Origin of the sequence: Pseudoduganella sp. R-31, assembly GCF_049913235.1 — a bacterium.
GTDB lineage: Bacteria > Pseudomonadota > Gammaproteobacteria > Burkholderiales > Burkholderiaceae_D > Rugamonas.
In genome coordinates this window covers 758,077-782,946 of record NZ_CP183986.1, presented here as the reverse complement: position 1 = coordinate 782,946, position 24,870 = coordinate 758,077, and the positions used below count along the sequence as shown (strand labels likewise).

Sequence of the window (24,870 nt, the reverse complement as noted above, 5' to 3'; positions counted from 1 at the left end):
GCTTATGAAAAAAGCCGGGGACTTGCCCCGGCTTCTCAGGATCAGGCTGCGTGGGTTGCGACGGCCGGTTTGTTGAAATCTGCCAGCAGCGATGCTTCCTTCTGCTTGGCCGCCTTCAGGTGGCGCTCCTTGACATGGCCGTAGCCGCGGATGTCTTCGGGGATGCGCGCGATGGCCACTGCGGTTGCCAGGTTATCGGCATTCAACTTGCCCAGCAGGCTTTCCACCGTCTTGCGGTATTCGCCGATCAGTGCGCGTTCCATCTTGCGCTCCGCGGTGTAGCCGAAGACGTCGAGGGCGGAGCCGCGCAGGCCCTTTAACTTGGCCAGGATGCCGAAGGCTTTCAGCATCCACGGACCGAACTCCTGCTTGACCAGGTGGCCTTCCTTGTCCTTCTTCGCAAACAGCGGCGGCGCCAGGTGGAACTTCACCTTGTAGTCGCCTTCGAACATATTGGCGATCTTTTCACGGAAGGCAGGGTCGCTGTGCAGGCGCGCCACTTCGTACTCGTCCTTGTAGGCCATCAGCTTGTAGAAGTAGCGGGCCACGGCTTCGGTCAGCTTCTTCGAGCCCAGCGCGCCTTCCGCAGCCTGTACCTGCGCCACGAAGTCGCTGTATTGCTTGGCGTACGCGGCGTCCTGATAGGCGGTCAGCAGTTCCACGCGCTTGGCGATGATCTCTTCCAGCGTCTGGGTGCGCTTGAATTCGATCACGGTTGCCGGGGTGGCCAGTTTGGTCACGGCGGCAGTGTCGTGCGCGCAGTAGCGGCCCCAGTTGAAGGCTGCCTTGTTGAACGGCACCGATACGCCATTCAATTCGATCGCCTTCATCAGCGCAGCTTCCGACAGCGGGACATGGCCTTTCTGGAAGGAGTAGCCCAGCATGAACATATTGGTGGCGATCGAGTCGCCCATCAGCGCAGTCGCGATCTTGCCGGCGTCGACGAAGTCCACGTTGGCTTCGCCGCAGGCACGCTTGATCTCTGCCTGCGAAGAAGTGCCCGGGAACTGCCAGTCAGGGTTCTTCACGAAAGCTGCGGTGGTAGCGCCGGTCGAGTTGATGGCGGCGTAAGTGCGGCCTTCGCCCATGCGCGACAGAGCGTCTTTCGACGCGGTCACGATCTGGTCGCAGCCGATCACCAGGTTGGCGCTGCCGGTACCGACACGGGTCGAATGCAGGTCGGCCTGCTTGTCGGCCAGGCGCACGTGCGACATCACAGGGCCGCCCTTCTGCGCCAGGCCGGACATGTCCAGCACGATAGCGCCCTTGCCTTCAACGTGTGCCGCCACGGCCAGGATCTGGCCGACGGTCACCACGCCGGTGCCGCCGATGCCGGTGATCAGGATACCGTACGGGTTGGCGGTCGAAGGCAGTACAGGCGATGGCAGGGCCGGTACTTCGCCGCCGCCCGCGGCCGCAGCTTTCTTCGGCTTTTTCAGGCCGCCGCCTTCCACCGTCACGAAGGACGGGCAGAAGCCGTTCACGCAGGAGAAGTCCTTGTTGCAGCTGGACTGGTTGATCTGGCGCTTGCGGCCCAGTTCAGTTTCCAGCGGCTCCACGGACAGGCAGTTGGACTGCACGGAGCAGTCGCCGCAGCCTTCGCAGACGGCTTCGTTGATCACGGCGCGCTTGGCCGGGTCCGGGTATTCGCCTTTCTTGCGGCGGCGGCGCTTCTCGGAGGCGCAGGTCTGGTCGTAGATCATGGCCGACACGCCCGGCTTGTCGCGCAGTTCCTTCTGCACGTCCATCAGCTCGGAGCGGTGGCGCACGGTGACGCCCGGCGCCCAGTTGTAGTCGTCCGGGTATTTCTCGGGATCGTCGGTGACGACGATGATCGGGGTCACGCCTTCGGCCGCGATCTGGCGCGAGATCATGCCAGGGTCCAGCGGGCCGTCGACGTTCTGGCCGCCGGTCATTGCCACGGCGTCGTTGTACAGGATCTTGTAGGTGATGTTCACCTTCGCCGCCACGGCAGCGCGGATCGCCAGGATGCCCGAGTGGAAGTAGGTGCCGTCGCCCAGGTTGGTGAAGACGTGCTTCTCATTGGTGAACGGCGCCTGGCCGACCCAGGTCACGCCTTCCGCGCCCATATGGGTGAAGGTGGACGTTTCGCGGTCCATCCACAGCACCATGTAGTGGCAGCCGATACCCGCCATGGCGCGCGAACCTTCCGGCACCTTGGTCGAGGAATTGTGCGGGCAGCCGGAGCAGAAGTAGGGAATGCGGTCGGTTTCCGGATTGGCCTTGGCCGGCAGGTTCTTCAGCGCGGCTTCCTTGGCTTCCAAGAAGGCGATGCGCTCTTTCACGCGGGCCGCTACCGGGTGGTCCTTGCAATAGTGCTCGATACGGGAAGCGATGGCGCGTGCGATCTGGGCCGGGTTCAGCTCATAGGTCGCAGGCAGCAGCCAGTCGCCGTGGCCGGTCTTGCCCTTGTTGCTCCACTCGCCGGTATCGTCGAACTTGCCGACCACGCGCGGGCGCTCGCCGTCCGGCAGGTTGTACAGCTCTTCCTTGAGCGCGTATTCCAGGATCTGGCGCTTTTCTTCCACCACCAGGATCTCGTCCAGGCCCTTGGCGAATTCGTGCACGCCGTCCGCTTCCAGCGGCCAGGTCATGCCGATCTTGTACAGGCGGATGCCGATGTCGGCAGCGGCCTGCTCGTCGATGCCCAGGTCGGCCAGCGCCTGGCGGGTGTCGAGGTAGGACTTGCCGGCAGTGATGATGCCGATCTTCGGCTTGGGCGCATCCCAGATGATCTTGTTCAGCTTATTGGCGCGGCAGTAGGCCAGCGCGGCGTACCACTTATAGCTGTTCATGCGGACTTCCATGTCCAGCACGGTGTCCGGCCAGCGGATATTCAGGCCGCCCGGCGGCAGCTCGAAGTCTTCCGGCATCTTGATCTGCACGCGGTCCGGGTCGAAGTCGACCACGGCGCCCGACTCGATGATGTCGGTCACGCACTTCATCGATACCCACAGGCCGGTGTAGCGGCTCATGGCCCAGGCGTGCAGGCCGTAGTCGATGTATTCCTGCACCGACGACGGATACAGCACAGGAATGCCGCAGGCGTTCAGGATGTGGTCCGACTGGTGGGCGGTGGAGGACGATTTTGCGGCGTGGTCGTCGCCGGCCAGCACCAGCACGCCGCCGTGCTTGGAAGAGCCGGCGTTGTTGGCGTGCTTGAACACGTCGCCGCAGCGGTCGACGCCCGGGCCCTTGCCGTACCACATGGAGAACACGCCGTCGTACTTGGCGTCTTCGAACAGGTTGGTCTGCTGAGTGCCCCAGACGGCGGTCGCCGCCAGGTCTTCGTTCATGCCGGGGTGGAACTTGACGTGATGCGCGTCGAGGTGCTTCTTGGCCTTCATCGCGGTCTGGTCGACCGAGGTGACCGGCGAACCGCGGTAGCCGGTGATGTAGCCGGCGGTGTTCAGGCCGGCTTTCAGGTCGCGTTCACGTTGCAGCATCGGCAGGCGGATCAGGGCTTGCGTGCCGGTCATGAAGGCGCGGCCGCGCTCCAGGGTCCACTTGTCGTCGAGGGTGATGTCGTGCGCAGGCGATAGCTCGCCGCTCTTGACGGGTGCGTTCATCAGGTGTGTCTCCAAAAACTTCTTCAAGTTGTGAGCGGCGCCCCGTTCTTGTTTGCGGGGCTGCCGGAATTCTTAAACCGGTAAACCGATGTCAGACCCATAGGGTCTGACACCTATACGCGGCGGCCGCTGGCCGGGTGTCTGACCCTGCGGGTCTGACACCGGGGTACCGGTTTCAAGCGGCGGTCTTGTTAGGATCGTCCAGCACGCCACGTCGAATCTGATCCAGCTCAATCGATTCAAACAGCGCGCGGAAGTTGCCTTCGCCAAAGCCTTGGTCGCCCTTGCGCTGGATAATCTCGAAGAAGATCGGTCCAATCACGTTCTGGGTGAAGATCTGCAGCAGCAGTTCGCGTTCGTTTTCGTTCGAATGGCCGTCGATCAGGATGCGCAGGCGGCGCAATTCTTCCACGTTCTCGCCGTGGTTAGGCAGGCGGCGGTTGACCAGCTCATAGTAGGTCTCGATCGTGTCCTGGAACACGATGCCCTGGTCGCGCAGGCCCTGCACCGAGTCGTAAATGCCGTCGGTACCCAGCGCGATGTGCTGGATGCCTTCGCCGTGGTACTCGTTCAGGTACTCGGCAATCTGCGACTTGTCATCCGACGATTCATTGATCGGAATACGGATCTTGCCGCAAGGCGAAGTCATGGCCTTCGACTTCAGGCCGGTCAGCTTGCCTTCGATGTCGAAGTAGCGCACTTCGCGGAAGTTGAACAGGCGCTCGTAGAAGTCAGCCCATTCCTTCATGCGGCCACGGTGCACATTGTGGGTCAGGTGGTCGATATAGGTCAGGCCATTGCCGACCGGGTTGGCTTCGGCACCCGGAATGGCCACGAAGTCCGCGTCGTAGATCGAGATGTCGCCGATGGCGCCGGACGGCTTGCCATCAGCCGAATTCTTGCCGCGCCAGCGGTCCACCAGGTACAGCAGGGAGTCGCCCACGCCCTTGATGGCGGGGATGTTCAGCTCCATCGGGCCGGTTTTGTTGTCAAAACCCCACGCGCCGAGTTCCAGCGCGCGCTTGTACGCGAAGGCTGCATCGTCCACGCGGATCGCGATGGCGCACACGGACGGGCCGTGCTGGCGGGCGAAGCGCTGGGCGAAGGAATCCTGCTCGGCGTTGATGATGAAGTTGATGTCGCCCTGGCGGTACAGGGTCACGTCCTTGTGGCGGTGACGGGCGATCGCGGTGAAGCCCATGTTTTCGAACAGCTTGCCCAGGGCTTTGGGATCGGGTGCCGCGAACTCGACGAACTCGAAGCCGTCGGTGCGCATGGGGTTTTCCCAGGGGGTGAATTTCATGGTGCGTCTCCCTATTAGAATTGCGCACAGTATAGTCCCCTGCATGCGACATTTAATTGCAAACATTTCCCAACATTGGACGGATTGAGCAATAATATTGCGAGAACATCGACTGAATGAGGAATTTATGACCAAGATTGCGCTGGATAAAACGGATCGCAAGATATTGTCCATCTTGCAAACGGACGGCCGGCTGTCCAACCAGGATGTCGCGGAGCAGGTCAACCTCTCCCCTTCCCCCTGCCTGCGTCGCATCAAGCGCCTGGAAGAGGAAGGCGTGATCCGCCAGTACGTGGCGCTGCTGGACCCGGACAAGATCGGCCTTGGCCTGCTCGCCTACGTCAATGTACGCCTGGAGAAGCACAGCGACGCCGCCGCCCACAGCAACGCACGCGCCCTGGGCGTGAACCCGACCGGCACTTCGCCGCGCGCCGACTTCGCTGTGGCGGTCGAACAGTGGCCGGAAGTGGTGGCCTGCTACGCCATGACCGGCGAGATGGATTACCTGCTGCGCGTGCACGTGGAAGACATGGACCACTTCTCGCGCTTCATGATGGCGACGCTGCTGCGCCACCCGGCAGTGCTGGATGTGAAATCGTCCTTCGCCCTGCAGCGCATCAAGGACACCACGGCACTGCCGCTGGTCTAAAGCCATGACAAAAGCTGAGCCTGCAGCCTCGCCCCAGTTCCCGCTTTTCGAAGTGGAATCCGGTACAACTGACGCTGCAAGCAAAGTCAGGTTTAGTGACTATATCGTCTATGTCGATGAAAGCGGCGATCATGGCATGGCGAGCGTAGATCCCAATTACCCTGTTTTCGTACTGTCATTTTGTGTCTTTCACAAACGGTACTATAGCGAGACGGTTGTCCCTGCTCTAGAGAAGTTTAAGTTCAATTACTTCGGTCACGACCTGGTCGTATTGCAGGAGCATGAAATACGAAAGGAAACCGGTGTCTTCAACTTCTTTCGCAGTAGGGAACACCAGCAGCAATTTATTGCGGATCTGACTGGGATTATCGACACTAGCAATTTCATTACTCATAAGCTGTGTGATCGATAAACTGCGTTTGCAGACAACCGATAGCTTGCCACCAAATCCGTACCATCTCGCCTTAGGCTTCTGTATTGAGACGTTGTATCAGCTGCTCTTGGAAAAAAAACAGGACGGCGCAACGACGCATATTTTGGTCGAGTGTCGAGGCAAGAAAGAGGACAACGATTTGGAATTGGAGTTTCGACGAATTTGCGCAGGTGCGAATCGACTCGCAACTGCGTTACCGTTCGAGATCCTGTTCGCCGATAAGAAAGTCAATTCTGCCGGATTACAACTAGCCGACCTCGTAGCCCGACCAATAGGTCTGAGTGTCGTACGGCCTGGACAGGAAAATCGCGCTTTTGAAGTCTTGAAGAAAAAGTTCTTCTGTAGCGGTGGTAGAACAAACGCTGGGTCAGGATATGAAGATTGGGGACTCAAGATTTTCCCGCCCCCAGAAAGCGAAAAGCCCCGGTGAACCCACCGAGGCATAGACGCCGACCGGGAACCCCCAGTCCATTTAACTGCATTCTAGCATGTATTAGTCGATCTATTGCAAGTGCTACGACGGGCTGGCTGAGGTGCGGCGCGGTGCGCGACGCATGATATAAATAGGTCGCCCTGCAAAAACCCAATCTGGAACAGGAGACACGCCATGCAAGGAGACATCGTCTCGACCGTACTGCTGCCCGCCGCACTCGCCTTCATCATGTTCTCCCTTGGCCTGGGCCTGACGCCGGCCGATTTCAGGCGCATCGTCACGCAGCCACGCGCGCTGCTGGTGGGCGTGCTGTGTCATTTCGTGCTGCTGCCGCTGGCCTGCTTCGGCATGCTGCAGTTGGCCGGTATCGGCGGCGCCTTCGCGATCGGCTTCATGATCCTGGCTGCCTGCCCGACCGGGACCACGTCCAACCTGCTGACTTACATCGCGCGCGGCGACGTGGCGCTGGCGCTCAGCTTCACCGCCGTGGCCAGCGTGCTGACCATTTTCACGCTGCCGCTCATTGTGTCCTTCGCGTTGGAATACTTCGCAGGCAGCGGGCAGCGGGTGGAGGCCCCGGTTGGCGCCATGATGAAGCAGATGGTTGTGATGCTCGGCCTCCCGGTTGCCATCGGCATGCTCCTGCGCCACCTGAAGCCGGCCATGGGCCAGCGCATCGAGGGCGCCTGTACCAGGATTGCGTCGGTGCTGTTCATCCTGATCGTGGCCGCTGCCGTGGCAAAGAACTGGGCAATGTTGCGCGATAATTTCCATACCCTGGCGCCGTTTGCGGTCGCGCTCAACGTCACCATGCTGGCCTGCGGCTTCGGTGCGGCATGGCTGGCTCGCCTGTCGCGCCAGCAATCCGTGACGCTCGGTATCGAAACCGCGATCCAGAACGGCACGCTGGCGATGGTGATCGGCAGCAGCGTCCTGAAGCAGGATGCTTATGCCATACCGGGCGCCTTGTACGGTGTGCTGATGTACGCCAGCGGCCTGCTGTTCGCTTACGGCATGCGTGCCGCCGTCAATCGTGTTCGTGCTGGCGGACCAGCGACTGTTCCAGGCGCTGGTAGTCAGCCGTAGAACGCACTTTCGCGATGGCGTTCCAGAGCGACTCAAAGCGCTTGGGGTCCTTGTCATAGGCTTTGCGGCCCACCATCAGGTGGAAATCGAAATTAGCGAAAGGCTGTTTTGCCAGCACCACGCGGCCATGGTAGCGCGGGTCTTCTTTCAGCAGGTTTTCCGCATCGCGCCCCATCAGCACGGCGACGTCGGCACTGCCGGCAGCCAGCAGCCGCAAGCCCTCCTCCGCGGTCTTGGGCGTGTCAATCACGGTCTGGCCGCTCGCCTGCAGCATGTCCACGATGTAGTAGCCGCGCTGCGCCACCACCAGTTTGCGCGGATTTACCAGGGTCTTGCCATCCCAGCTTGCGCCGCTGTCGACGCGCAGGTACACATCGACGTGGTCACGATACATGGCGCGCTCGGGGTCCTGCGAGCCGTCGGTCTTGGTCGGCGGCCGGCTGTAGGCGCGCCGGCGCGGGTTGTCGGAAGGGCCGACCATGGCGTCGATCACGCCGGTACGAGTCTCTTCTTCACAGCGTTTCCACGGGCGGGGAACGAAGTTGACATGGTCGCCGGTGATCCTGGCTGCGCGTTTCAGCAACTCGATATTCAGGCCCGTGCCATCCGGCATGGTCCACGGCGCCTGCGGGATATCTTCGTAGCAGAAGGTCAGCGGCGCGCCCGCCGCCTGCGCCAGCGGTGCGGCCATGGTTACGGCTAAAGCAATGCTGCGCAGGGCGAACGGCATGAAGCCTCCTCTACTTTTCGTCCGATTTTACTCCAGGGATCTTGTCGAGCAGTTTGCTGGCCGCACGGACGTTGGCTTTCAGGGCGTAGTCGAGCGACGCGAGCTGTTCTTCCATCGCTTCCTGCAGCACGCTGGCCGGGTCGGCCGGACCGAGCTTGAGATAGGCATCCGCTTCGCCATAGTCGCGGTGGATTTCCATGCCGGCCTTCTTGGCGATGTGGATCATCGTGGCGTTGGAGGACAGGCAGTGCATGTACAGGGTGTCGACGTCGTTGTTGCGGCAGGCCATGTTGGCGCGCTCGAACAGCTTGGAGCCGATGCCAAGGCCGCGCGCTGACTTGGAGACCGATACGCCGAATTCCGCCACCTGGTCCTTCTCGGTGGCCTTGTGCTTGTCTTCGTCGCGATCGTTGAAGGCCAGGTGACCGACCGCCACCAGCTTGAAGACGCGGTTGTAGACGCCGAACACCAGGTCGCGATCGAAGTCGATGCTGTTGACGTAGCGCGTGACCTGCTCGTCGTTGATGGGGGAGCCGAAGCGCAGCAGGCGGTCGCGATGCTCCAGCGCGAGGAAGTGCTTGAGCATGCGGCGCCGGTCGCGCTCGCGCAGTTCCTTGACCGGCACGGTCGGCCGGTCCGTGCCGCCGAACAGGCCGCGCAAGGGATTGCGGAAGAAGTTAAGGCTGGTCATCGTTGCGCCCCTCCGCGCCGATCGCTGCATGTACCGCTTGCACGCGCGCCGCGCGCACCAGCTCGGGAATCTGTTGCGGTGCCGCCGCCGAGCGCTGCGCGATCTCGCCGGCGTTGACTGCGCGCGCTGCATCGAGCGCCCTGGCCACCAGCCCGCGCTGCGGCGACGGCGAAGTCCCGCCCGCATTCGCGCATTCGGCTGCAAGCACCATCTGCATGAAGCGCGCCGGCTTGCGGAAGCCGTCGCAGCGTTCGAACAGGCTGACCAGTGCTGCGGCGTCCAGCGCCTGCGCCTGGCCCACGCTCGCGCGGTCGCGCGCGGTCATCACCGCCAGGTCGCGGCATTCGGTCGGCACTTTCAGGCGCTTGCTGGCCTGCTCGACCTGCGCCACCTCGAGCGCAAGCGTCAGCGCAGCAAAACGCACCGGCAGCTCATGGCCTTGCGCGGCGGCGCGATCGATCACAGGCGCCACAGCGTGGCCGTCGTCGACTTCCGGAAGGATGTGCGACAGGGCTCCGCACTCGCGCAGCACCTGCAGCATGCGCGAAGGCTTCTGCTCCATCAGGCCGCGCGCGATCTCCTGCCACACGCGCTCGGGCACCAGTGCATCGACCTCGCCCTCTTCGACCATGCGTTTCATCAGCGCGTTGGTTTCGGGCGCCACGCGGAAGTCGGGATAGCGCGCGGCAAAGCGCGCCACGCGCAGGATGCGCACGGGGTCCTCGGCGAAGGCGTCCGACACGTGGCGGAAAATGCGGTCCCTGATGTCCCGCTGGCCGTGGTAGGGATCGACCAGCACGCCATCGTCGCCGCGTGCAATGGCGTTGATGGTCAGGTCGCGGCGCACCAGGTCTTCTTCCAGCGTCACGTCGCTGGAAGTGTGGAAAACGAAGCCCTTGTAGCCGGGCGCCGTTTTGCGCTCGGTGCGCGCCAGCGCATATTCCTCCTGCGTTTCGGGGTGCAGGAATACCGGGAAATCCTTGCCTACGGGACGGAAGCCGGCCTTCACCATGTCTTCCGGGGTAGCGCCAACCACCACGTGGTCATGGTCCTTGACAGGCAAGCCAAGCAATTCATCGCGCACCGCGCCGCCGACCACGTAACTCTTCATCGCCATCAATCGTCCGGCATCTCCGCGTCATGCAATGGCGCGGTTTCGGTTTCAGCCAGGGCGCCGGCGATCCAGGCGTCGACGGCAGGATGGTTGCGCATGCGCTCGCAGTAGGCGGCCAGCGCCGGCGGCAGCGCCACGCCATAGGTCTTGAAGCGGCACACGACCGGCGCGAAGAAGGCGTCGGCAATCGAGAACTCGCCGAACAGGAATTCGTTGTGGCCGAAGCGGCTCAGGCATTCTTCCCACATCTCGCTGATGCGGCCAATGTCGGCCTGGGTGGCCGGGGTGCGTCCCTTGCCCGGGTAGCTGCCCTTGATGTTCATCGACATCGTGGTGCGCAGGCTGCCGAAGGAGCTGTGCATCTCGGCGCAGACCGAGCGCGCCAGGGCACGGGCGGCCACGTCGCGCGGCCACATGGGCTTGTCGGGGAATTGCTCGGCCAGGTATTCGCAGATCGCCAGGCTGTCCCAGATCGCCATGTCGCCGGCCAGCAGCACCGGCACGCGGCCACTGGCGCTGTACCTGGCGATATTGTTGGATGTGTCGGGCTGGTCGAGCAGCACGCGCACTTCGGTGAACGGGATATTGAAGGCTTTCATCGCAACCCACGGGCGCATCGACCAGGAGGAATAGTTCTTGTTGCCGATGACCAGGGTCAGGCCGGGTTCGCGCGCCGCGGCCAGGGTTTCGGCAAGTTTCGGGTCGAGTTCTGTGGTCTGCATGGTTCCTCTGCTCTGGTTTAACGGCCGCCGTAGGCGGCTTCCTGTTGTTCCTGCTCGGTGTAACCCTTTGGCGTGACGGTGCCACCCAGGCGCGCTTTCAGCGATTGCGGGCGGCCGTCGAACAGCGCCGCATAGTACGTGGCGTTGACCATCACATTTTTCACGTAGCCGCGCGTTTCCGAGAACGGGATCGATTCAATGAAAATGGTGCTGTCCATCGGCTTGGCCAGCTGCGTGCGCCAGGAGCGCAGACGTCCCGGCCCGGCGTTATAGGCGGCGGTAGCCAGCACCTGCGAGCCATCCATGCTGCCAAGGACCATGTTCAGGTAGTTCGCGCCCAGCAGGATATTGGTCTTCACGTCGGTCAGCATGCCCTGCACGAAATCGGTCAGCCCGATCTTGCGCGCCACCCAGCGGCCGGTCGACGGCATCACCTGCATCAGGCCCGAGGCGCCGACCGAGGATTGCGCATCCATCACGAAGCGCGATTCCTGGCGGATCAGGCCATATACCCAGGCGCGGTCCAAGCCCAGGGTGCTGGTGGTCGGCTGCATGATGTCGTCATGCGGAACCGGATAGCGGTGCGTGTAGTCGGCCTGCACGCGGGTCTTTTCGGAGGTGTACACCATGCGGTCCAGCACATGCTTTTCGCGCGCGAATTCGGCAGCGGCGATCAGCTCGCGCTCGTTCAGGCGGCGCGTCTCCCAGTTCCACTCGCGCGTGCCTTCGAAGCGCAGGCGCATTTCGAAGAACTTGAGCGCGCGCTGCAGGCCCGGGTTGGCGGCGATGGCGGCCATTTCGGCCGGCGTCGGGGCCGCGCCCGGCGGCGGGATGGTGACCAGCTGGCCCAGCTCTTCCCCGGCCAGGATGCCGTAGTAGCTGGACTGGTCGGCGATGCTGCGGTAGGCCGCCAGCACTTCCGGCGTGTTGCTGCCTGCTTCGGCGGCAAGGGCGCGCGCGTTCCAGTAGATCCAGGTCGGGTCCTTGCGCAGTTGCGGCGGCATGGCGGCGATGGTGGCCTTCACCGTTTTCCAGTCGCGCTCACGCAGGGCGATGCGGGTCTTCCATTGCATCTGGTCCAGCGACAGCGGGGCGCCGGCCGACTTGGCCCAGTAGCCAGCCGTGTCGGGCGAGAACGAGTAGGACGATACCAGCGCCAGGTTGGCCCAGCCGATCGCGCGCTCCTGCGGTGTCAGGTGCGGCGAGTTCTTTTCCAGCGCCATGCGCGCCAGGTTCATGCTGGTGCGGGCGCCGCGGCCCACTGCGACCAGGAAGGTTTCGTGGTCGGCACGTGTGCTGCCGGCGCCTTTGGCCAACGCCAGCGTCGGCAGGTCGACTGCCTGGCCCATCTTCTTGTCGGAGCCGTTCAGCAGGATCACGGTGCGCTTGGCAGGGCCCGTGGCATTGGTTTCGCCGGCCAGGCGCACCTGCACCCACAAGTCATCCTCGGTGAATTGTCCGGTCTGCGCCAGCGCTGCGATCAGCGCACCGCATCCTTCGCCGTAGTAAGGCGGATAGACCAGCAGCGCGCGCGCATCGGCGGCGACGTTCTGGCCTTTGGAAAGGCGCGACAGCAGGTTGTAGCATTTGACCTGGGTGTCGTCCTGCAGCACGAACTGCGGGAACTGTTCGTCAAAAGTGGCCCACTCGCGCTTGCGGCCCAGTTCCAGCAGCCAGTCGTTGCGCATGCGGTCGGCGATCGCGCTGCCCTGGTATTTGCTCAGGAAGGCGCGCACTTCCGGATCGGTCGCTTCCTTGAAGCGGGCCTTCAGGCGGTAATAATCGACGTAGGAAGGAATCGAATAATCGGCAAGACGTGCGGCGTAAAACTCCGCCTTGGCGGCGTCGTCGCGCCGTACCGAATCACGCAGCAGGAGGAAGGCATCGTCTTCCTTGCGGCTGTCGCTTGCGTTATCCTGCGCCAAGGCCAGTGGCGAGGCGGCGCATGCTGCGACCATCAGTGCGCCGGCTATCCATTTCGAGGTGGAAATCAATGTACGACTCTCAAGGTAATTCACGATATGACCAGCCCAACTAGGATACCACGCAACCCCGACGGCCAGCCAGCATCCGGCAAGGCGGACCTGCGCAAGAAGATGCTGGCGGCACGCCGTGCGCTGGCGCCGGAAATGCGTGCGCAATGGGACAAGGAAATTGGTGCGAAGGTGGTCCAGTGGTGGCGTGAATCCGGTGTGGGATCGGTGGGCGTGTACTGGCCCTTGCGCGACGAGCCAAACTTGCATGCCTGTTATGCGGAGCTGGCGCAACTGGGCGTGAAACTGCTGCTGCCGGTGGTGCTGGAAAAGCATGCCCCGCTGGCATTCGCCGAGTGGACCATTGGCGAACCGATGGTGAAGGACCCGATGGGAGTGGCCGTGCCGGCCAAGCTGCGCCTGGTGGAAGAGTATCCGCCGGCTTTACTGGTGCCTTGCCTGGGCTATAACGCGCAAGGCTACCGCCTGGGGTATGGCGGCGGTTTCTACGACCGCACGCTGGCGCGCGAACCGCGCCCGGCTACTGTGGGGGTGGCCTATCGCTGCCTCGCCGCCGAATTCGGCAGCGACGGACACGATGTGGCGCTGGACCGCATCATTACCGAAGACTAGAACCGGAAGACCTGTGCCTGACCCACAGGGTCAGGCACCCGGCCTGCGACGGCTGCGGGCCAAGTGTCGGACCCTGTGGGTCTGACACTGGTTTACCGGTTTCAGACCAGCCGGTTCCACAAGGCCGTCGTGGCGACGGCCTGGTTCATCGAATAGAAATGCAGGCCCGGCGCACCGCCAGCCAGCAGTCTTTCGCACAGCGCGCTGACCACGTCCAGGCCAAACGCCTTGATCGAAGCCGAATCGTCGCCGAACGATGCCAGCTTCAAGCGCACCCAGCGCGGAATCTCCGCACCGCACATATCCGAGAAGCGCATCAGCTGCGTGTAATTCGTGATCGGCATGATGCCGGCCACGATAGGCACGTTCACGCCCGCCTTCTGCGCCGCGTCGACGAAATGGAAGTATGCATCGGCGTTATAGAAGTACTGGGTGATCGCGGCATTGGCACCGGCATTCACCTTGCGCACGAAAGCCTGCATATCGTCCTGCGGCGAGCGTGCCTGCGGGTGAACTTCCGGATAGGCCGCCACTTCGATATGGAACCAGTCGCCCGTTTCGGCGCGCACGAATTCCACCAGCTCATTGGCGTAGCGGAACTCGCCCGCCATGCCGTAGCCGGAAGGCAGGTCGCCGCGCAGCGCCACCAGGCGCTTGATGCCGTGCGCTTTGTACTGCTGCAGGATGGCGCGGATCGATTCGCGCGTGCCGCCGATGCAGGACAAGTGCGGCGCAGCGTCTTCGCCGGCCGCCATGATCTCGAGCACGGTATCCAGGGTGCCTTGCTGGGTCGAGCCGCCGGCGCCGAAGGTCACGGAAAAATACTTGGGATGCAGCTCGGACAGTTTGGCGCGCACGAGGCGCAGCTTCTCCGTTCCTTCCGCCGTTTTCGGCGGGAAGAATTCGATACTGAAATTATGGTTAGCCATCATTGTCTTTCAACAGGAGGGTAGACAAGGCCCAGGAAATCACGCTGTACAGGAGCGCTGCGAGGATGGCATAGCCAAAGCTGTCGACGTGGAAGCCGTCCACCACTTTCGCCACCAGCCAGAACATGAAGCCGTTGATGACGAAGATGAACAGGCCGAGCGACAGCACCGTGACGGGCAATGTCAGCAACAGCAGCAGCGGGCGCACCAGGGTGTTGACCAGGCCAAGCAGGAGGGCAGCAACCAAAGCGGCGCCAATGCTTGTGACACTGACGGAATGCATGAGGTAAGGCACCGCGAACAGCGCGGCGGCATTGATTATCCAGGTGAGGACCAAACGCATGATTTCATCTCGCTTCTTTAGAACCGGTAAACCGGTGTCCGCCCCGCAGGGTCAGACACCTGATACGCGGCAGTCGCCTGATTTGCAGTAGAGGACGGGAGCTGGACCTAGGGTCAGTTCCCGCCGCTTTACCGGTTTTAGTAGCGGTAGTGCTCAGGCTTGTAAGGGCCTTCGACCTTGACGTTGATATACGCTGCCTGCTCTTCGGTCAGGGTGGTCAGCTGCGCGTTCAGCTTCTTCAGCTGCAGGCGCGCGACCTTCTCGTCCAGGTGCTTCGGCAGGGTGTACACGCCGACCGGGTAAGCCTTGGTGTTGGCGAACAGCTCGATCTGGGCGATGGTCTGGTTGGCGAACGAGGACGACATCACGTACGAAGGGTGGCCGGTGCCGCAGCCCAGGTTCACCAGGCGGCCTTCCGCCAGCAGGATGATGCGCTTACCGTCAGGGAAGATCACGTGGTCCACCTGCGGCTTGATGTTCTCCCACTGGTATTTCTTCAGGGAGGCGACATCGATCTCGTTGTCGAAGTGGCCGATGTTGCAGACGATGGCCTGGTCCTTCATCTTCAGCATGTGCTGCTCGGTCAGGATGTGGTAGTTGCCGGTGCAGGTCACGAAGATGTCGCCGTGTTCGGCGGCGTAATCCATGGTCACCACGCGGTAGCCTTCCATCGCGGCCTGCAGGGCGCAGATCGGGTCGATCTCGGTCACCCACACTTGCGCCGACAGCGCGCGCATGGCTTGCGCGGAACCCTTGCCCACGTCGCCGTAGCCGGCGATGACGGCGATCTTGCCGGCCACCATCACGTCGGTGGCGCGCTTGATGCCGTCCACCAGGGATTCGCGGCAGCCGTACAGGTTGTCGAACTTGGACTTGGTGACGGAGTCGTTCACGTTGATGGCCGGGAAGGCCAGCTTGCCTTCCTTGTGCATCTGGTACAGGCGGTGCACGCCGGTGGTGGTTTCTTCGGTCACGCCGAGGATGTGCGGCAGGCGCTTGGAGTACCAGGTCGCGTCCTTGGCCAGGTGGGCCCTGATGGAGTTGAACAGGCAGATTTCTTCTTCCGAGCCTGGGTTGTTCAGTACGGAGATGTCTTTTTCAGCGCGCGCGCCCAGGTGCAGCAGCAGGGTTGCGTCGCCGCCGTCGTCCAGGATCATGTTGGAGTACACGCCTTCACCTGGCCATTCGAAGATGCGGTGGGTGTAGTCCCAGTAGTCGGCCAGGGTTTCACCTTTGACTGCGAAGACCGGGGTGCCTGCCGATGCGATGGCGGCGGCGGCGTGGTCCTGGGTCGAGTAGATGTTGCAGGAGGCCCAGCGTACTTGCGCGCCCAGTGCTTCAAGGGTGCGGATCAGCACTGCGGTCTGGATGGTCATGTGCAGCGAGCCGGTGATGCGCGCGCCTTTCAGCGGCTGCGCAGCGGCGAATTCCTCGCGGATTGCCATCAGGCCTGGCATTTCCGTTTCGGCGATCTTGATCTCTTTTTCGCCCCAAGCGGCCAGGCCGATGTCAGCGATGATGTAGTCTTGGGAGTCTTTGAGTACGGCGTTCATCACGCCCTCCTTTCAGTGTGTTGAAAAAAGTAACGTGAGCGCGGTGTTGATGTTCCGAGCCTGGCCAGGCTTGCTGGTCGCAGCGCTCCTCGGAGGGGGTAGATTGTAACACTGTGCGAGCCCGAACCGGTAAACCGGTGTCTGACCCAAGGGGTCAGACACCTGATACGCGGCGGTCGCTGGAGGTGTCTGACCCTGCGGGTCAGACGGGACGGCCATCCGGCCGGTTTGCCGGTTTAGAGGCCCGCAGCGGCGCGCAGGATCGCGGCCTTGTCGGTGCGCTCCCAGCTGAACTCCGGCTCTTCGCGGCCGAAGTGTCCGTAAGCGGCGGTCTTGGTGTAGATCGGGCGCAGCAGGTCCAGCATCTGCACGATGCCTTTCGGGCGCAGGTCGAAGTGTTCCTGCACCAGTTGTGCGATCTTCTCGTCGGAGATCACGCCGGTGCCTTCGGTGTACACGGTGATGTTGATCGGGCGTGCCACGCCGATCGCGTACGACACCTGCACCTGGCACTGGCGCGCCAGGCCCGCGGCCACCACGTTCTTGGCTACGTAACGCGCAGCGTAGGCTGCGGAACGGTCGACTTTCGATGGGTCCTTGCCGGAGAACGCGCCGCCGCCGTGCGGGGCTGCGCCGCCGTAGGTGTCGACGATGATCTTGCGGCCGGTCAGGCCGCAGTCGCCCTGCGGGCCGCCGATGACGAAACGGCCGGTCGGGTTGACCAGGAACTTGGTGTCCTTGATCCATTCGGTCGGCAGCACCGGGCGGATGATCTCTTCGATCACCGCTTCTTCGATCTGCTTGTGGCTCAGTTCAGGCGCGTGCTGGGTCGACAGCACGACGGTATCCACGGAGACCGGGCGGCCGTCGACGTAGCGCAGGGTGACCTGCGATTTCGCATCAGGACGCAGCCATGGCAGGCGGCCGTCCTTGCGCAGCTGCGATTGGCGCTCGACCAGGCGGTGCGAGTAGTAGATCGGCGCTGGCATCAGTTCCGGGGTTTCATCGCAGGCGTAGCCGAACATCAGGCCCTGGTCGCCGGCGCCCTGGTCCAGGTCGATGCCTGCACCTTCATCGACGCCCTGGGCGATGTCGGGCGATTGCTTGTCGTAAGCAACCAGCACGGCGCAGCCCTTGTAGTCGATACCGTATTCGGTGTTGTCGTAGCCGATGCGCTTGATGGTATCGCGGGCTACTTGAATATAATCCACGTTGGCGTGGGTGGTGATTTCACCTGCCAGCACCACCAGGCCGGTATTGCACAGGGTTTCCGCGGCAACGCGGGCACGTGGGTCCTGGGTCAGGATGGCATCCAGAATCGCGTCGGAAATCTGGTCGGCTACCTTGTCCGGGTGGCCTTCAGAGACGGATTCAGAGGTAAACAGGAAATCGTTGGACATCGCAAGCTCCTAGCTTTGGTTCTAAATAACATTGTCGCAAAACCAATAAAGCTTGCGACGCTTTAGCGAAGTTTGTATCCCGCCTCGCAAGTTGTCTGTTAACTCAGCGGCTACTGCAACGTGGTATTTTACGCTTCTTAAAAAATTTTTGTGCAGAGCAACGTAAAAATGCTCTTATAAATTAAGAAATGCTGTTAAGAATATTTCGCTTCTTCTCCATCTTCCCCCTGCCAATCCTGCATGCCCTGGGCGTGGGTCTCGGCTGGCTGGTCTACCTGCTCTCCCCTTCCTACCGGCGCCGCATGCGCGCCAATATGAAACAGGCCGGGTTCGGCGAACACCTGGGCAGCGCCGTGGGGGAAGCGGGCAAGGCCATTGCCGAACTGCCGTTCATCTGGTGCGCCGACCCGCAGCGCGTGACCGACCGCGCCACCGTCGAAAACTGGGGCCTGGTGCAGCAATACCTCGATGCCGGCAAGGGCATTGTCTTCCTGACCCCGCACCTGGGCTGTTTTGAGATCACCGCGCAGGAAATCGCCCACCGCACCGAGCTGATGGTGATGTACCGTCCGCCCCGCAAGGAAGCGATGAAGCCGCTGATCGAGGGCGCCCGCGCCCGCAAGAACCTGTTGCTGGCGCCTGCGAACATGGGCGGCGTGCGCATGCTGGCCAAGTTCCTGAAGAAAGGCCAGCCGATCGGCCTGCTGCCCGACCAGGTGCCGCAGGAAGGCGAAGGCGTGTGGGCCGATTTCTTCGGCCGCACTGCCTACACCATGACCTTGCCGGCCAAGATGGCGCAGCTGGGCGATGCCGTGATCCTGATCGTCTACGCCGAACGCCTGCCGGGCGGCAAGGGCTACGTGGTGCGTTTCGTGCCGTTCGAGGGCTCGCTGGAAGGCGATTCCGCCGCCCAGGCGCGCGCCATCAACGCTGAAATGGAGAAGCTGATCGCGCGTTGTCCGGCCCAGTACTACTGGAGCTATAACCGCTACAAAGTGCCGGCCGGCGTGACCGGTCCGGGCGCCGCGGCGCAGGAGGCATCGGCATGAGGCTCCTGCTGGGGATGATGTGGTTGCTGCACTGGTTGCCGCTGCCGGTGCTGGGCCGCATCGGCAAGGCCGTTGGCAACCTGCTGTTTATCGTGATGGGACCGCGCCGCGAGATCGCGCTGACCAACCTGCGCCTGACCATGCCGGAATTGACGGAGGAACAGCGGCGTGGCATCGCGCGCCAGCACTTCCAGGCGTATTCGCGCAGCGTGCTGGAACGCTCGATCCTGTGGTGGGCCTCCGAACAGCGCCTGCGCAGGCTGATCAAGGTGGAAACCAGCGACGGCATGGCGCCCGGCAAGGTTCCGGTTGCCGAGATGACGGAAAAGCCGACCATCCTGCTCTGCCCGCATTTCGTTTGCCTGGACGTGGGCGGCGCCTCGATCGCCATGGAAGCGTCGGCATCGTCGATGTACGTCGCGCAAAAAAACAAGGTCTTCGATGAAGTGTTGCGCGCCGGCCGCGCGCGTTTCAAGCCGGTCAGGCTGTTCACGCGCCAGGACGGCATCAAGCCCATCCTGCGCGCGCTGAAGGAAAAGCTGCCTTACTTCATGCTGCCGGACATGGACTTTGGCGACAAGGATGCGGAATTCGTGCCCTTCTTCGGCGTACCCGCCGCGACCTTGACCGCTACTGCGCGCATCGCCGCGGCAACCGGCGGCCAGGTGATGCCGGTGATCGCCACTTTCCTGCCCAATTACGAAGGCTACCGTGTGAAGTTCTATCCGGTGTGGGAGAATTACCCAGGGCCCGACATGGTCGCGGCAACGCGCCGCATGAATGAATTTATCGAAGAACGCGTCAAGGAAGCGCCGGCCGAATACTTCTGGACCCACAAGCGTTTCAAGACCCGCCCGGATGGCCAGCCTTCTTTCTATTCAAAGAAAAAATGAAACTCAAATTCACCAAGATGCACGGCGCAGGCAATGACTTCGTGGTCATCGACGCCATTAACCAGAAAATCGATTTCAGCCCCGCCCAGTGGCAAGCACTGGCCGACCGCCGGTTCGGCGTCGGTGCGGACCAGATGCTGGTGGTGGAAAAGTCGAGCGTGCCGGGTTGCGATTTCCGCTACCGCATCTTCAACAATGACGGCGGCGAGGTGGAACAGTGCGGCAATGGTTCGCGCGCCTTCGTCAAGTTCGTGGTCGAAAAAGGCCTGACCGCGGCACGCAAGATCAGGGTGGAAACGCTGGCCGGCATCATCGAACCGCGCCTGGAGGATGACGGCAGCATCACGGTTGACATGGGCGCCCCTGTGCTCGATCCGGCCCAAGTGCCGTTCGATGCGGAGGGCTTGCAGGGCCAGCCGGAAGGCCGCGAAACCCTGTGGCCGCTGGTGCTCGAACTGGGCGGCCAGCGCGAAGCGGTGCAGGTGTCGGTGGTGTCGATGGGGAACCCGCACGCGGTGCAGGTGGTGGCTGACGTCGACAGCGCGCCGGTGGAGCTGGTGGGGCCGCTGATCGAGCACCATCTGCGCTTCCCCAAGCGGGTGAATGCCGGCTTCATGCAGCTGGTGAACCGCCAACACGTCAAGCTGCGCGTATTCGAGCGCGGCGCCGGCGAGACGCTGGCTTGCGGCACCGGCGCTTGCGCGGCGGTGGTGGCAGGCATTCGTCGCGGCTTGCTCGATTCGCCGGTGCGGGTTGACGCACGCGGCGGGCAATTGTCGATTGCGTGGGCGGGCGAGGGCCAGCCAGTTTACCTGACCGGGCCGGCCGTGACCGTCTTCGAAGGCGAGATCACGATCTGAAACCGGTAAACCTGGGTCAGACCCTGGGGTCTGACCCAGGTTTACCGGTTCTCAAGCAGCCGCCATCATGTCGGCGCCCAACCAGCTCTTGAGCCGGTACAGCCGCTGCCGGTAATTTCCTTCCATATCCGCATCCACCTGCTCGAACAGGCGCACGATGCGGTCCAGCTTCTGCCGCTCCGCCGCGGTGCGCACCAGCACCAGGCGGCGCTTGCTGCGGCCATAACTGGCGCGAATATCGACCACCAGGCAATGCCCCTGGTCGGCCGCCTTCACGTCCAATAGCAAAGCTTCGGCGCGCGTCAGGCGGAACAGGGCCGCCAGCTCGATGCGCGCCGCCAGCAATGGCTGGCTGCTAAGGATTTCACGCGTCAGCAAGGGCAACAGCGGATCGGCCCAGCCTGCCGGCGGTGGCGGCGGCGCGATCCGGTCCAGTGCCTGCTGCGCCTCGGCGCTGCCCTGGGCTGCCGCCTTTTGCAGCCAGAACACGGCCCGCACATCATTGTCCTCGGCGCCACGGCGCGCGCGCCAGGCATGGATGCCGCATTCCAGCTGCGCCCCGCTATGCCCCATGTCCGCCGCCCGTTCCAGGCAGGCCTGCGCCTCGCTCGCGCTGCGCTGGGAGAACTCGGGGCGGATATAGATGCGCGACATGGCAAACCAGGCATCGGCCAGCCCTTGCTCGCCGGCCTGGGCCAGCCAGCGCAGGGCGCGCTTGAAGTTGACTGTGCCGCTGCTGGACTCGACCCGGTCGCCCTCGCTGTTCATGCGGGCCAGGTGCAGGCCCAACGCCAACTGGGCATCGCGGTCGCCGCCCTGGGCTGCCATGGTACGCAAGCGCAGCAGCTCCTCCTGGTCGGCATCCGGCTCGGCCTCCAGCGCGCGCCAGGCTTCCGGCGCGCTAGACGGTACCGCGCGCTGCGGCATCGCTGGCGCGACGGCCTGGCGTACCTGGCCCGTCGTGGCTGGCGGCGACGGATCGACGCGCCGCAACTGCGCCAGCACGCGCACCGCCGCAGGGATTCCTTCTTGCGCGGCGCGCACGAACCACTGCAATGCCTGAGCCCGCGCAGGCTGCGCCACTTCGAAGGGAATGTTGGCGCCAATCAGTTGCCAGGCTTCCTCCACGCCCTGGGTCGCGGCGCGGCATAGCCAATGCAAGGCTGTCGGCATGTTCCGTGGCAGGCTGGCCCCGCCAAAAAGGTAGAGCTTGCCCAGCGCTAACTGGGCTGCGGCGTCTCCTGACCGCGCTCCCCTGATAATCACCAGCTCGTCTCGATTTGCCATCGATGTATCCGGTTCCAAGGAATAAGCTGCATGTCCAGTGTAGCCGCACCACTATGCGCTGGCGCATGACTCCCGGACTTTTTGATATGTGACAAATGTGACAGCCCTAGCTTTCGGCTTCCTTACAGCTCTTTCACTAAATGAACAGGCTGGCAAGCGTTTCAAAAATACAACAGTACTGGACGGTTTTGACCCTTTTTCGTGCAGGTAGATGACCAATCGGCCCGAATACGGCGCTGTCTGCACTTATCGTATAAGCATCCCTGTACCCGGTTTGACTCATAAAAAGGAAGAACACATGAAGAAATCGTTATTGGCCCTGGCCTTGATGGGCGCCTTCAGCAGTGCCGCCTTTGCCCAATCCTCGGTCACCATTTATGGCACGCTGGATGCCGGCATTACCAAGACGACCCATACAGCCAATTCCGCCGTCCAGGAAGCCAAGCGCGACAACAACAAGCTGGGCTTCCGCGGGGTGGAAGACCTGGGCAGCGGCCTGAAGGCGCTGTTCCAGCTGGAGATCCGCTTCGAGCCCGATACCGGCACCATTGAAGGCGTGACCCGTCCGTTGTTCCAGGGCCAGAGCCGGGTCGGCCTGCAAGGCGGCTTCGGCACCATCCGCGCCGGCCGCGCACTGACGTCGCTGCAGGAAACCACGACCCAGTTCGAGCCATGGTCCGGCATGCCGAACCCTGCCGGCTTCCAGACCGACATCATGGTAGCCGGCTACCGCACGGCCTTGTCGGGCAGCGGCTCCGATCCGCTGGGCATTGCCGGCAATTCCGGCAACCGTTTCTCCAACGCCATCTGGTACAACACGCCGGTGTGGAATGGCTTCCAGCTCAATGTGAACATCGGCAGCAAGGAAAACAATGGCCTGACGACTCCGATCGTCGGCCGCGGCACCGCGGCGGCGCCGCAGTATCCGGTGGGCTCGCTGGCCGGCGCCTATCCGTATTCGGTCAGCGCTACGTACATGGCGCCGGGCACGATGCCGCAGTGGGCGATCTACGCCGGTACCGAACGCAATGCCACCGAGGTCAAATGGCATTCGATCGGCGCTTATTACCGCCCGATTCCTGACCTGAAGCTGATGGCCAACTACGGTAAACAGGACCTGGGCCATATCCTGGCCAGCAATGACGGCATCACTTCCTGGATGCTGGGTGCGAACTACACTGTCGGGCCGGGCAAGTTCCTGATCGGCTACGGCCAGAAGGACCCGGATGGGCAGTTGAAGACCAAGCAGTTCTCGGTCGGCTATGAATACAGCCTGTCGCCGCGTACCTATCTGTACCTGGACCTGTCGCAGAAGAAGCTGCCGCTCACTGCGACGGCGACTTCGGATACCAACCAGAATCATTACGCGCTGGGTATTCATCACAACTTCTAAAACCGGTAAACCTGGGTCAGACCCAAGGGGCTGACCCAGTCTGCTCTTCCGCCGCGGGTTGAGTGTCAGACCCTTGGGTCTGACACTGGTTTACCGGTTTGGATCGGTTAAAATGTCCACGCCTGCAACATTCGATGTGACATCAACAATGACCGACACCCTGGATTCCGCAATCGTCGCGCAGTACCTGGCCGACAATCCCCACTTCTTCGAAGAACACGCCAATCTGCTCGGCGACGTCAGGCTGTCCAGCCCACTGACCGGGCGTGCGGTCTCGCTGCAGGAACGCCAGATGGAAGTCATGCGCGACAAATACAAGGCGCTGGAATTGCGCATGGCAGAACTGACCCGCCACGCGGAGGCCAACGCCGCCATTGCCAACCGCTTCCACAGCTGGAACCAGGCCATCTTGCAAACCCGCGACGATGCCGAAGTGCCGCGCGCCATCGTGCAAGGCCTGGTCGACAGCTTCCAGGTGCCGGCCGCGACCCTGCGCCTGTTCAACGTGAGCGACGAATTCGCCGGCGCATGGTTTGCCAGCGGCGTCTCCGAGGATGCCCGCCTGTTCGCCAACAGCCTGTTGACGCCTTACTGCGGCAGCAACAACGATTTCGAAGCGGTGCGCTGGCTGGACGATGCGGAGCGCATCAAGTCAACCGTCATCCTGCCGCTGCGCAAGCCCGGCGCCAAAGGCCCGGCCTTCGGCCTGCTGATCATGGGCTCGCCGGACCCGGAACGCTTCACGTCCCTGATGGCGACCGATTTCCTGGTCCACATCGGCGAAACAGCCAGCGTTGCCCTGGCGCCCCTGCTGGCCTAGCATCAAGGCCGACCCTTCCATGAGCGGCGCCGGCAAGCTCGAACAGGCCGACGCCTACCTGGCCCACCTGGCCGCCCAGCGCAAGCTGTCCGCGCACACGGTCGCTGCTTACGGGCGCGACCTGCGCGAGCTGGCCGCGCTGTCCGACGGCAAAGCCTGGGACGCCCTCAGCCACTTCGATATCCGGCGCTACGCGGCCCAGCTGCATAGCCGCGGCCTGGATGCGCGCAGCATCGCGCGCAAGCTGTCCGGCTGGCGCGGCTTCTTTGCCTGGCTGGGCCAGCACAGCGCGCTGGCCGCCAATCCGGTGGAAGGCGTGCGCGCGCCCAAGCGGGCCAAGACCTTGCCCAAGGCCCTCTCGGCCGACGATGCGGTGCAGCTGGTGGCGCCTGCCATGCCGGCTGCCGATGCTGGCGAGCCGGCCCGCCTGTGCGACCGCGCCATGTTCGAACTGCTGTATTCGAGCGGCCTGCGGGTGTCCGAACTGGCCAGCCTGGACCGCGAATTCCGCAAGGCCGGCGATGGCCAGCCCGCATCGCTGGGCTGGCTGGAACTGGGCAACGCGGAAGTCGTGGTGACCGGCAAGGGCAACAAGATGCGCCGCGTGCCGGTCGGCAGCGCCGCCCTCGATGCCCTGCAACGCTGGCTGGCGGTGCGCCCGGCGCCGGCCGATGGCAGCAATGCCCTGTTCGTCAACGAGCGCGGCAAGCGCGTCACGCCGCGCGTGGTGCAGCTGCGGCTGAAGGCCCACGGCATCCGGGCCGGTGCGCCGGTCGCGGTCCATCCGCACATGCTGCGTCATTCGTTTGCCTCGCACGTGCTGCAATCCTCGGGCGACCTGCGCGCCGTGCAGGACATGCTGGGCCACGCCAGCATCACTTCGACCCAGGTGTATACCGCCCTTGATTTCCAGCACCTGGCGCTGGTCTATGACAAGGCCCATCCAAGGGCTAAAATTAAATAGCCGGGAACTTGATCCCGCTCAA

At 63.0% G+C, this 24,870-nt stretch carries 23 protein-coding genes and 1 riboswitch; of the genes, 11 read left to right on the top strand and 12 right to left on the bottom strand.

Translation table 11 applies throughout. From position 1 onward, the window contains the following. Positions 1 to 41: 41 nt before the first annotated feature. Both ACN9MY_RS03615 and hppD read right to left on the bottom strand, forming a co-directional pair. Positions 42 to 3,590 (bottom strand): indolepyruvate ferredoxin oxidoreductase family protein, encoded by a 3,549-nt coding sequence (locus ACN9MY_RS03615; protein WP_426320560.1) that lies wholly within the window; start codon positions 3,588 to 3,590, stop codon positions 42 to 44. A gap of 175 nt (positions 3,591 to 3,765) precedes the next feature. Beyond that, positions 3,766 to 4,893 carry a 4-hydroxyphenylpyruvate dioxygenase gene (gene hppD / locus ACN9MY_RS03610; RefSeq protein WP_426167580.1) on the bottom strand — a complete coding sequence of 376 codons (1,128 nt, stop codon included), beginning with the start codon at positions 4,891 to 4,893 and terminating at the stop codon, positions 3,766 to 3,768. A 127-nt stretch (positions 4,894 to 5,020) separates the two neighbouring features. On the opposite strand from hppD, the gene ACN9MY_RS03605 reads away from it, so the two are divergent. From ACN9MY_RS03605 to ACN9MY_RS03590, 4 genes are all read left to right on the top strand, one after another. Beyond that, positions 5,021 to 5,542, top strand: coding sequence for an Lrp/AsnC family transcriptional regulator (locus ACN9MY_RS03605; RefSeq protein WP_028103119.1), 522 nt, complete (start codon positions 5,021 to 5,023; stop codon positions 5,540 to 5,542). Positions 5,543 to 5,546: 4 nt separating this feature from the next. Continuing rightward, entirely contained in the window at positions 5,547 to 5,954 is a 408-nt protein-coding gene (locus ACN9MY_RS03600) for a DUF3800 domain-containing protein (RefSeq protein WP_426320558.1), read from the top strand. Continuing rightward, positions 5,944 to 6,405, top strand: a complete 462-nt coding sequence (locus ACN9MY_RS03595) for a DUF3800 domain-containing protein (RefSeq protein ID WP_426320556.1) — start codon at positions 5,944 to 5,946, stop codon at positions 6,403 to 6,405. Before ACN9MY_RS03600 ends, ACN9MY_RS03595 begins: the two co-directional genes overlap by 11 nt. Positions 6,406 to 6,582: 177 nt before the next feature. Further along, positions 6,583 to 7,494, top strand: a complete 912-nt coding sequence (locus ACN9MY_RS03590) for a bile acid:sodium symporter family protein (RefSeq protein WP_426320554.1) — start codon at positions 6,583 to 6,585, stop codon at positions 7,492 to 7,494. Here the strand turns inward: ACN9MY_RS03590 and ACN9MY_RS03585 are convergent. From ACN9MY_RS03585 to ACN9MY_RS03565, 5 genes are read right to left on the bottom strand one after another with little or no spacing between them, the layout of a single operon-like run. Next, positions 7,436 to 8,224: a substrate-binding periplasmic protein gene (locus tag ACN9MY_RS03585; protein WP_426320552.1), complete on the bottom strand. Its 789-nt coding sequence runs from the start codon at positions 8,222 to 8,224 to the stop codon at positions 7,436 to 7,438. The two genes, ACN9MY_RS03590 and ACN9MY_RS03585, sit on opposite strands and share 59 nt — an antisense overlap. Before the next feature lie 10 nt (positions 8,225 to 8,234). After that, a complete protein-coding gene (locus tag ACN9MY_RS03580; protein ID WP_426167573.1) occupies positions 8,235 to 8,915 on the bottom strand; it encodes a GNAT family N-acetyltransferase in 681 nt (226 codons plus the stop codon). Continuing rightward, positions 8,902 to 10,026 (bottom strand): multifunctional CCA tRNA nucleotidyl transferase/2'3'-cyclic phosphodiesterase/2'nucleotidase/phosphatase, encoded by a 1,125-nt coding sequence (locus tag ACN9MY_RS03575; protein ID WP_426323675.1) that lies wholly within the window; start codon positions 10,024 to 10,026, stop codon positions 8,902 to 8,904. The genes ACN9MY_RS03580 and ACN9MY_RS03575 overlap by 14 nt, the downstream gene beginning before the upstream one ends. Positions 10,027 to 10,031: 5 nt before the next feature. Continuing rightward, positions 10,032 to 10,751 (bottom strand): glutathione S-transferase family protein, encoded by a 720-nt coding sequence (locus ACN9MY_RS03570; RefSeq protein WP_426167571.1) that lies wholly within the window; start codon positions 10,749 to 10,751, stop codon positions 10,032 to 10,034. Between the two features lie 17 nt (positions 10,752 to 10,768). Beyond that, positions 10,769 to 12,745, bottom strand: a complete 1,977-nt coding sequence (locus ACN9MY_RS03565) for a transglycosylase SLT domain-containing protein (protein WP_426336838.1) — start codon at positions 12,743 to 12,745, stop codon at positions 10,769 to 10,771. A gap of 27 nt (positions 12,746 to 12,772) precedes the next feature. Between ACN9MY_RS03565 and ACN9MY_RS03560 the strand changes: the two genes are divergently transcribed. Beyond that, positions 12,773 to 13,357, top strand: a complete 585-nt coding sequence (locus tag ACN9MY_RS03560) for a 5-formyltetrahydrofolate cyclo-ligase (protein ID WP_426167567.1) — start codon at positions 12,773 to 12,775, stop codon at positions 13,355 to 13,357. Between the two features lie 101 nt (positions 13,358 to 13,458). Here ACN9MY_RS03560 and metF read toward each other — a convergent pair whose 3' ends face one another. From metF to metK, 4 genes are all read right to left on the bottom strand, one after another. After that, positions 13,459 to 14,286: a methylenetetrahydrofolate reductase [NAD(P)H] gene (gene metF, locus ACN9MY_RS03555; protein WP_426172108.1), complete on the bottom strand. Its 828-nt coding sequence runs from the start codon at positions 14,284 to 14,286 to the stop codon at positions 13,459 to 13,461. Next, positions 14,279 to 14,629, bottom strand: coding sequence for a phage holin family protein (locus ACN9MY_RS03550; RefSeq protein ID WP_426320540.1), 351 nt, complete (start codon positions 14,627 to 14,629; stop codon positions 14,279 to 14,281). The genes metF and ACN9MY_RS03550 overlap by 8 nt, the downstream gene beginning before the upstream one ends. 137 nt (positions 14,630 to 14,766) lie before the next feature. Next, positions 14,767 to 16,182 (bottom strand): adenosylhomocysteinase, encoded by a 1,416-nt coding sequence (ahcY, locus tag ACN9MY_RS03545; protein WP_426320538.1) that lies wholly within the window; start codon positions 16,180 to 16,182, stop codon positions 14,767 to 14,769. Between the two features lie 29 nt (positions 16,183 to 16,211). After that, positions 16,212 to 16,279: riboswitch (S-adenosyl-L-homocysteine riboswitch) on the bottom strand. 139 nt (positions 16,280 to 16,418) lie between these two features. After that, positions 16,419 to 17,582 (bottom strand): methionine adenosyltransferase, encoded by a 1,164-nt coding sequence (gene metK, locus ACN9MY_RS03540; protein WP_426167561.1) that lies wholly within the window; start codon positions 17,580 to 17,582, stop codon positions 16,419 to 16,421. A gap of 188 nt (positions 17,583 to 17,770) precedes the next feature. Here metK and ACN9MY_RS03535 point away from each other — a divergent pair, with 188 nt between their 5' ends. Genes ACN9MY_RS03535 through dapF form a run of 3 tightly spaced genes read left to right on the top strand, consistent with a single transcriptional unit; the run spans position 17,771 to position 20,384 of the window. After that, positions 17,771 to 18,631 carry a lysophospholipid acyltransferase family protein gene (locus ACN9MY_RS03535; protein WP_426167559.1) on the top strand — a complete coding sequence of 287 codons (861 nt, stop codon included), beginning with the start codon at positions 17,771 to 17,773 and terminating at the stop codon, positions 18,629 to 18,631. Beyond that, a complete protein-coding gene (locus ACN9MY_RS03530) occupies positions 18,628 to 19,524 on the top strand; it encodes a lipid A biosynthesis acyltransferase (protein WP_426167557.1) in 897 nt (298 codons plus the stop codon). Before ACN9MY_RS03535 ends, ACN9MY_RS03530 begins: the two co-directional genes overlap by 4 nt. Then, positions 19,521 to 20,384, top strand: coding sequence for a diaminopimelate epimerase (gene dapF, locus ACN9MY_RS03525; RefSeq protein ID WP_426167555.1), 864 nt, complete (start codon positions 19,521 to 19,523; stop codon positions 20,382 to 20,384). Before ACN9MY_RS03530 ends, dapF begins: the two co-directional genes overlap by 4 nt. Before the next feature lie 51 nt (positions 20,385 to 20,435). On the opposite strand, the gene ACN9MY_RS03520 is transcribed toward dapF, so the two are convergent. Then, a complete protein-coding gene (locus tag ACN9MY_RS03520) occupies positions 20,436 to 21,671 on the bottom strand; it encodes an SEL1-like repeat protein (RefSeq protein ID WP_426336837.1) in 1,236 nt (411 codons plus the stop codon). A 298-nt stretch (positions 21,672 to 21,969) separates the two neighbouring features. Here ACN9MY_RS03520 and ACN9MY_RS03515 point away from each other — a divergent pair, with 298 nt between their 5' ends. From ACN9MY_RS03515 to ACN9MY_RS03505, 3 genes are all read left to right on the top strand, one after another. Next, the gene (locus ACN9MY_RS03515) at positions 21,970 to 23,064 is read left to right on the top strand and encodes a porin (protein ID WP_426167551.1); all 1,095 of its coding nucleotides are present in this window, start codon (positions 21,970 to 21,972) and stop codon (positions 23,062 to 23,064) included. A 148-nt stretch (positions 23,065 to 23,212) separates the two neighbouring features. Then, positions 23,213 to 23,884, top strand: coding sequence for a DUF484 family protein (locus ACN9MY_RS03510; RefSeq protein ID WP_426167549.1), 672 nt, complete (start codon positions 23,213 to 23,215; stop codon positions 23,882 to 23,884). A 19-nt stretch (positions 23,885 to 23,903) separates the two neighbouring features. Then, a complete protein-coding gene (locus ACN9MY_RS03505; protein WP_426167547.1) occupies positions 23,904 to 24,848 on the top strand; it encodes a tyrosine recombinase XerC in 945 nt (314 codons plus the stop codon). Positions 24,849 to 24,870 lie beyond the last annotated feature (22 nt).

Coding starts and splice junctions, on each gene's coding strand:
- metK (WP_426167561.1), bottom strand. CDS start 17,582: ATGTCCAACGATTTCCTGTTTACCTCTGAATCCGTCTCTGAAGGCCAC.
- ACN9MY_RS03535 (WP_426167559.1), top strand. CDS start 17,771: ATGCTGTTAAGAATATTTCGCTTCTTCTCCATCTTCCCCCTGCCAATC.
- ACN9MY_RS03510 (WP_426167549.1), top strand. CDS start 23,213: ATGACCGACACCCTGGATTCCGCAATCGTCGCGCAGTACCTGGCCGAC.
- ACN9MY_RS03560 (WP_426167567.1), top strand. CDS start 12,773: ATGACCAGCCCAACTAGGATACCACGCAACCCCGACGGCCAGCCAGCA.
- hppD (WP_426167580.1), bottom strand. CDS start 4,893: ATGAAATTCACCCCCTGGGAAAACCCCATGCGCACCGACGGCTTCGAG.
- ACN9MY_RS03515 (WP_426167551.1), top strand. CDS start 21,970: ATGAAGAAATCGTTATTGGCCCTGGCCTTGATGGGCGCCTTCAGCAGT.
- ACN9MY_RS03590 (WP_426320554.1), top strand. CDS start 6,583: ATGCAAGGAGACATCGTCTCGACCGTACTGCTGCCCGCCGCACTCGCC.
- ACN9MY_RS03570 (WP_426167571.1), bottom strand. CDS start 10,751: ATGCAGACCACAGAACTCGACCCGAAACTTGCCGAAACCCTGGCCGCG.
- ACN9MY_RS03580 (WP_426167573.1), bottom strand. CDS start 8,915: ATGACCAGCCTTAACTTCTTCCGCAATCCCTTGCGCGGCCTGTTCGGC.
- ACN9MY_RS03615 (WP_426320560.1), bottom strand. CDS start 3,590: ATGAACGCACCCGTCAAGAGCGGCGAGCTATCGCCTGCGCACGACATC.
- ACN9MY_RS03530 (WP_426167557.1), top strand. CDS start 18,628: ATGAGGCTCCTGCTGGGGATGATGTGGTTGCTGCACTGGTTGCCGCTG.
- dapF (WP_426167555.1), top strand. CDS start 19,521: ATGAAACTCAAATTCACCAAGATGCACGGCGCAGGCAATGACTTCGTG.
- ACN9MY_RS03550 (WP_426320540.1), bottom strand. CDS start 14,629: ATGCGTTTGGTCCTCACCTGGATAATCAATGCCGCCGCGCTGTTCGCG.
- ACN9MY_RS03605 (WP_028103119.1), top strand. CDS start 5,021: ATGACCAAGATTGCGCTGGATAAAACGGATCGCAAGATATTGTCCATC.
- ACN9MY_RS03575 (WP_426323675.1), bottom strand. CDS start 10,026: ATGAAGAGTTACGTGGTCGGCGGCGCGGTGCGCGATGAATTGCTTGGC.
- ACN9MY_RS03505 (WP_426167547.1), top strand. CDS start 23,904: ATGAGCGGCGCCGGCAAGCTCGAACAGGCCGACGCCTACCTGGCCCAC.
- ACN9MY_RS03600 (WP_426320558.1), top strand. CDS start 5,547: ATGACAAAAGCTGAGCCTGCAGCCTCGCCCCAGTTCCCGCTTTTCGAA.
- ACN9MY_RS03520 (WP_426336837.1), bottom strand. CDS start 21,671: ATGGCAAATCGAGACGAGCTGGTGATTATCAGGGGAGCGCGGTCAGGA.
- metF (WP_426172108.1), bottom strand. CDS start 14,286: ATGGCTAACCATAATTTCAGTATCGAATTCTTCCCGCCGAAAACGGCG.
- ahcY (WP_426320538.1), bottom strand. CDS start 16,182: ATGAACGCCGTACTCAAAGACTCCCAAGACTACATCATCGCTGACATC.
- ACN9MY_RS03585 (WP_426320552.1), bottom strand. CDS start 8,224: ATGCCGTTCGCCCTGCGCAGCATTGCTTTAGCCGTAACCATGGCCGCA.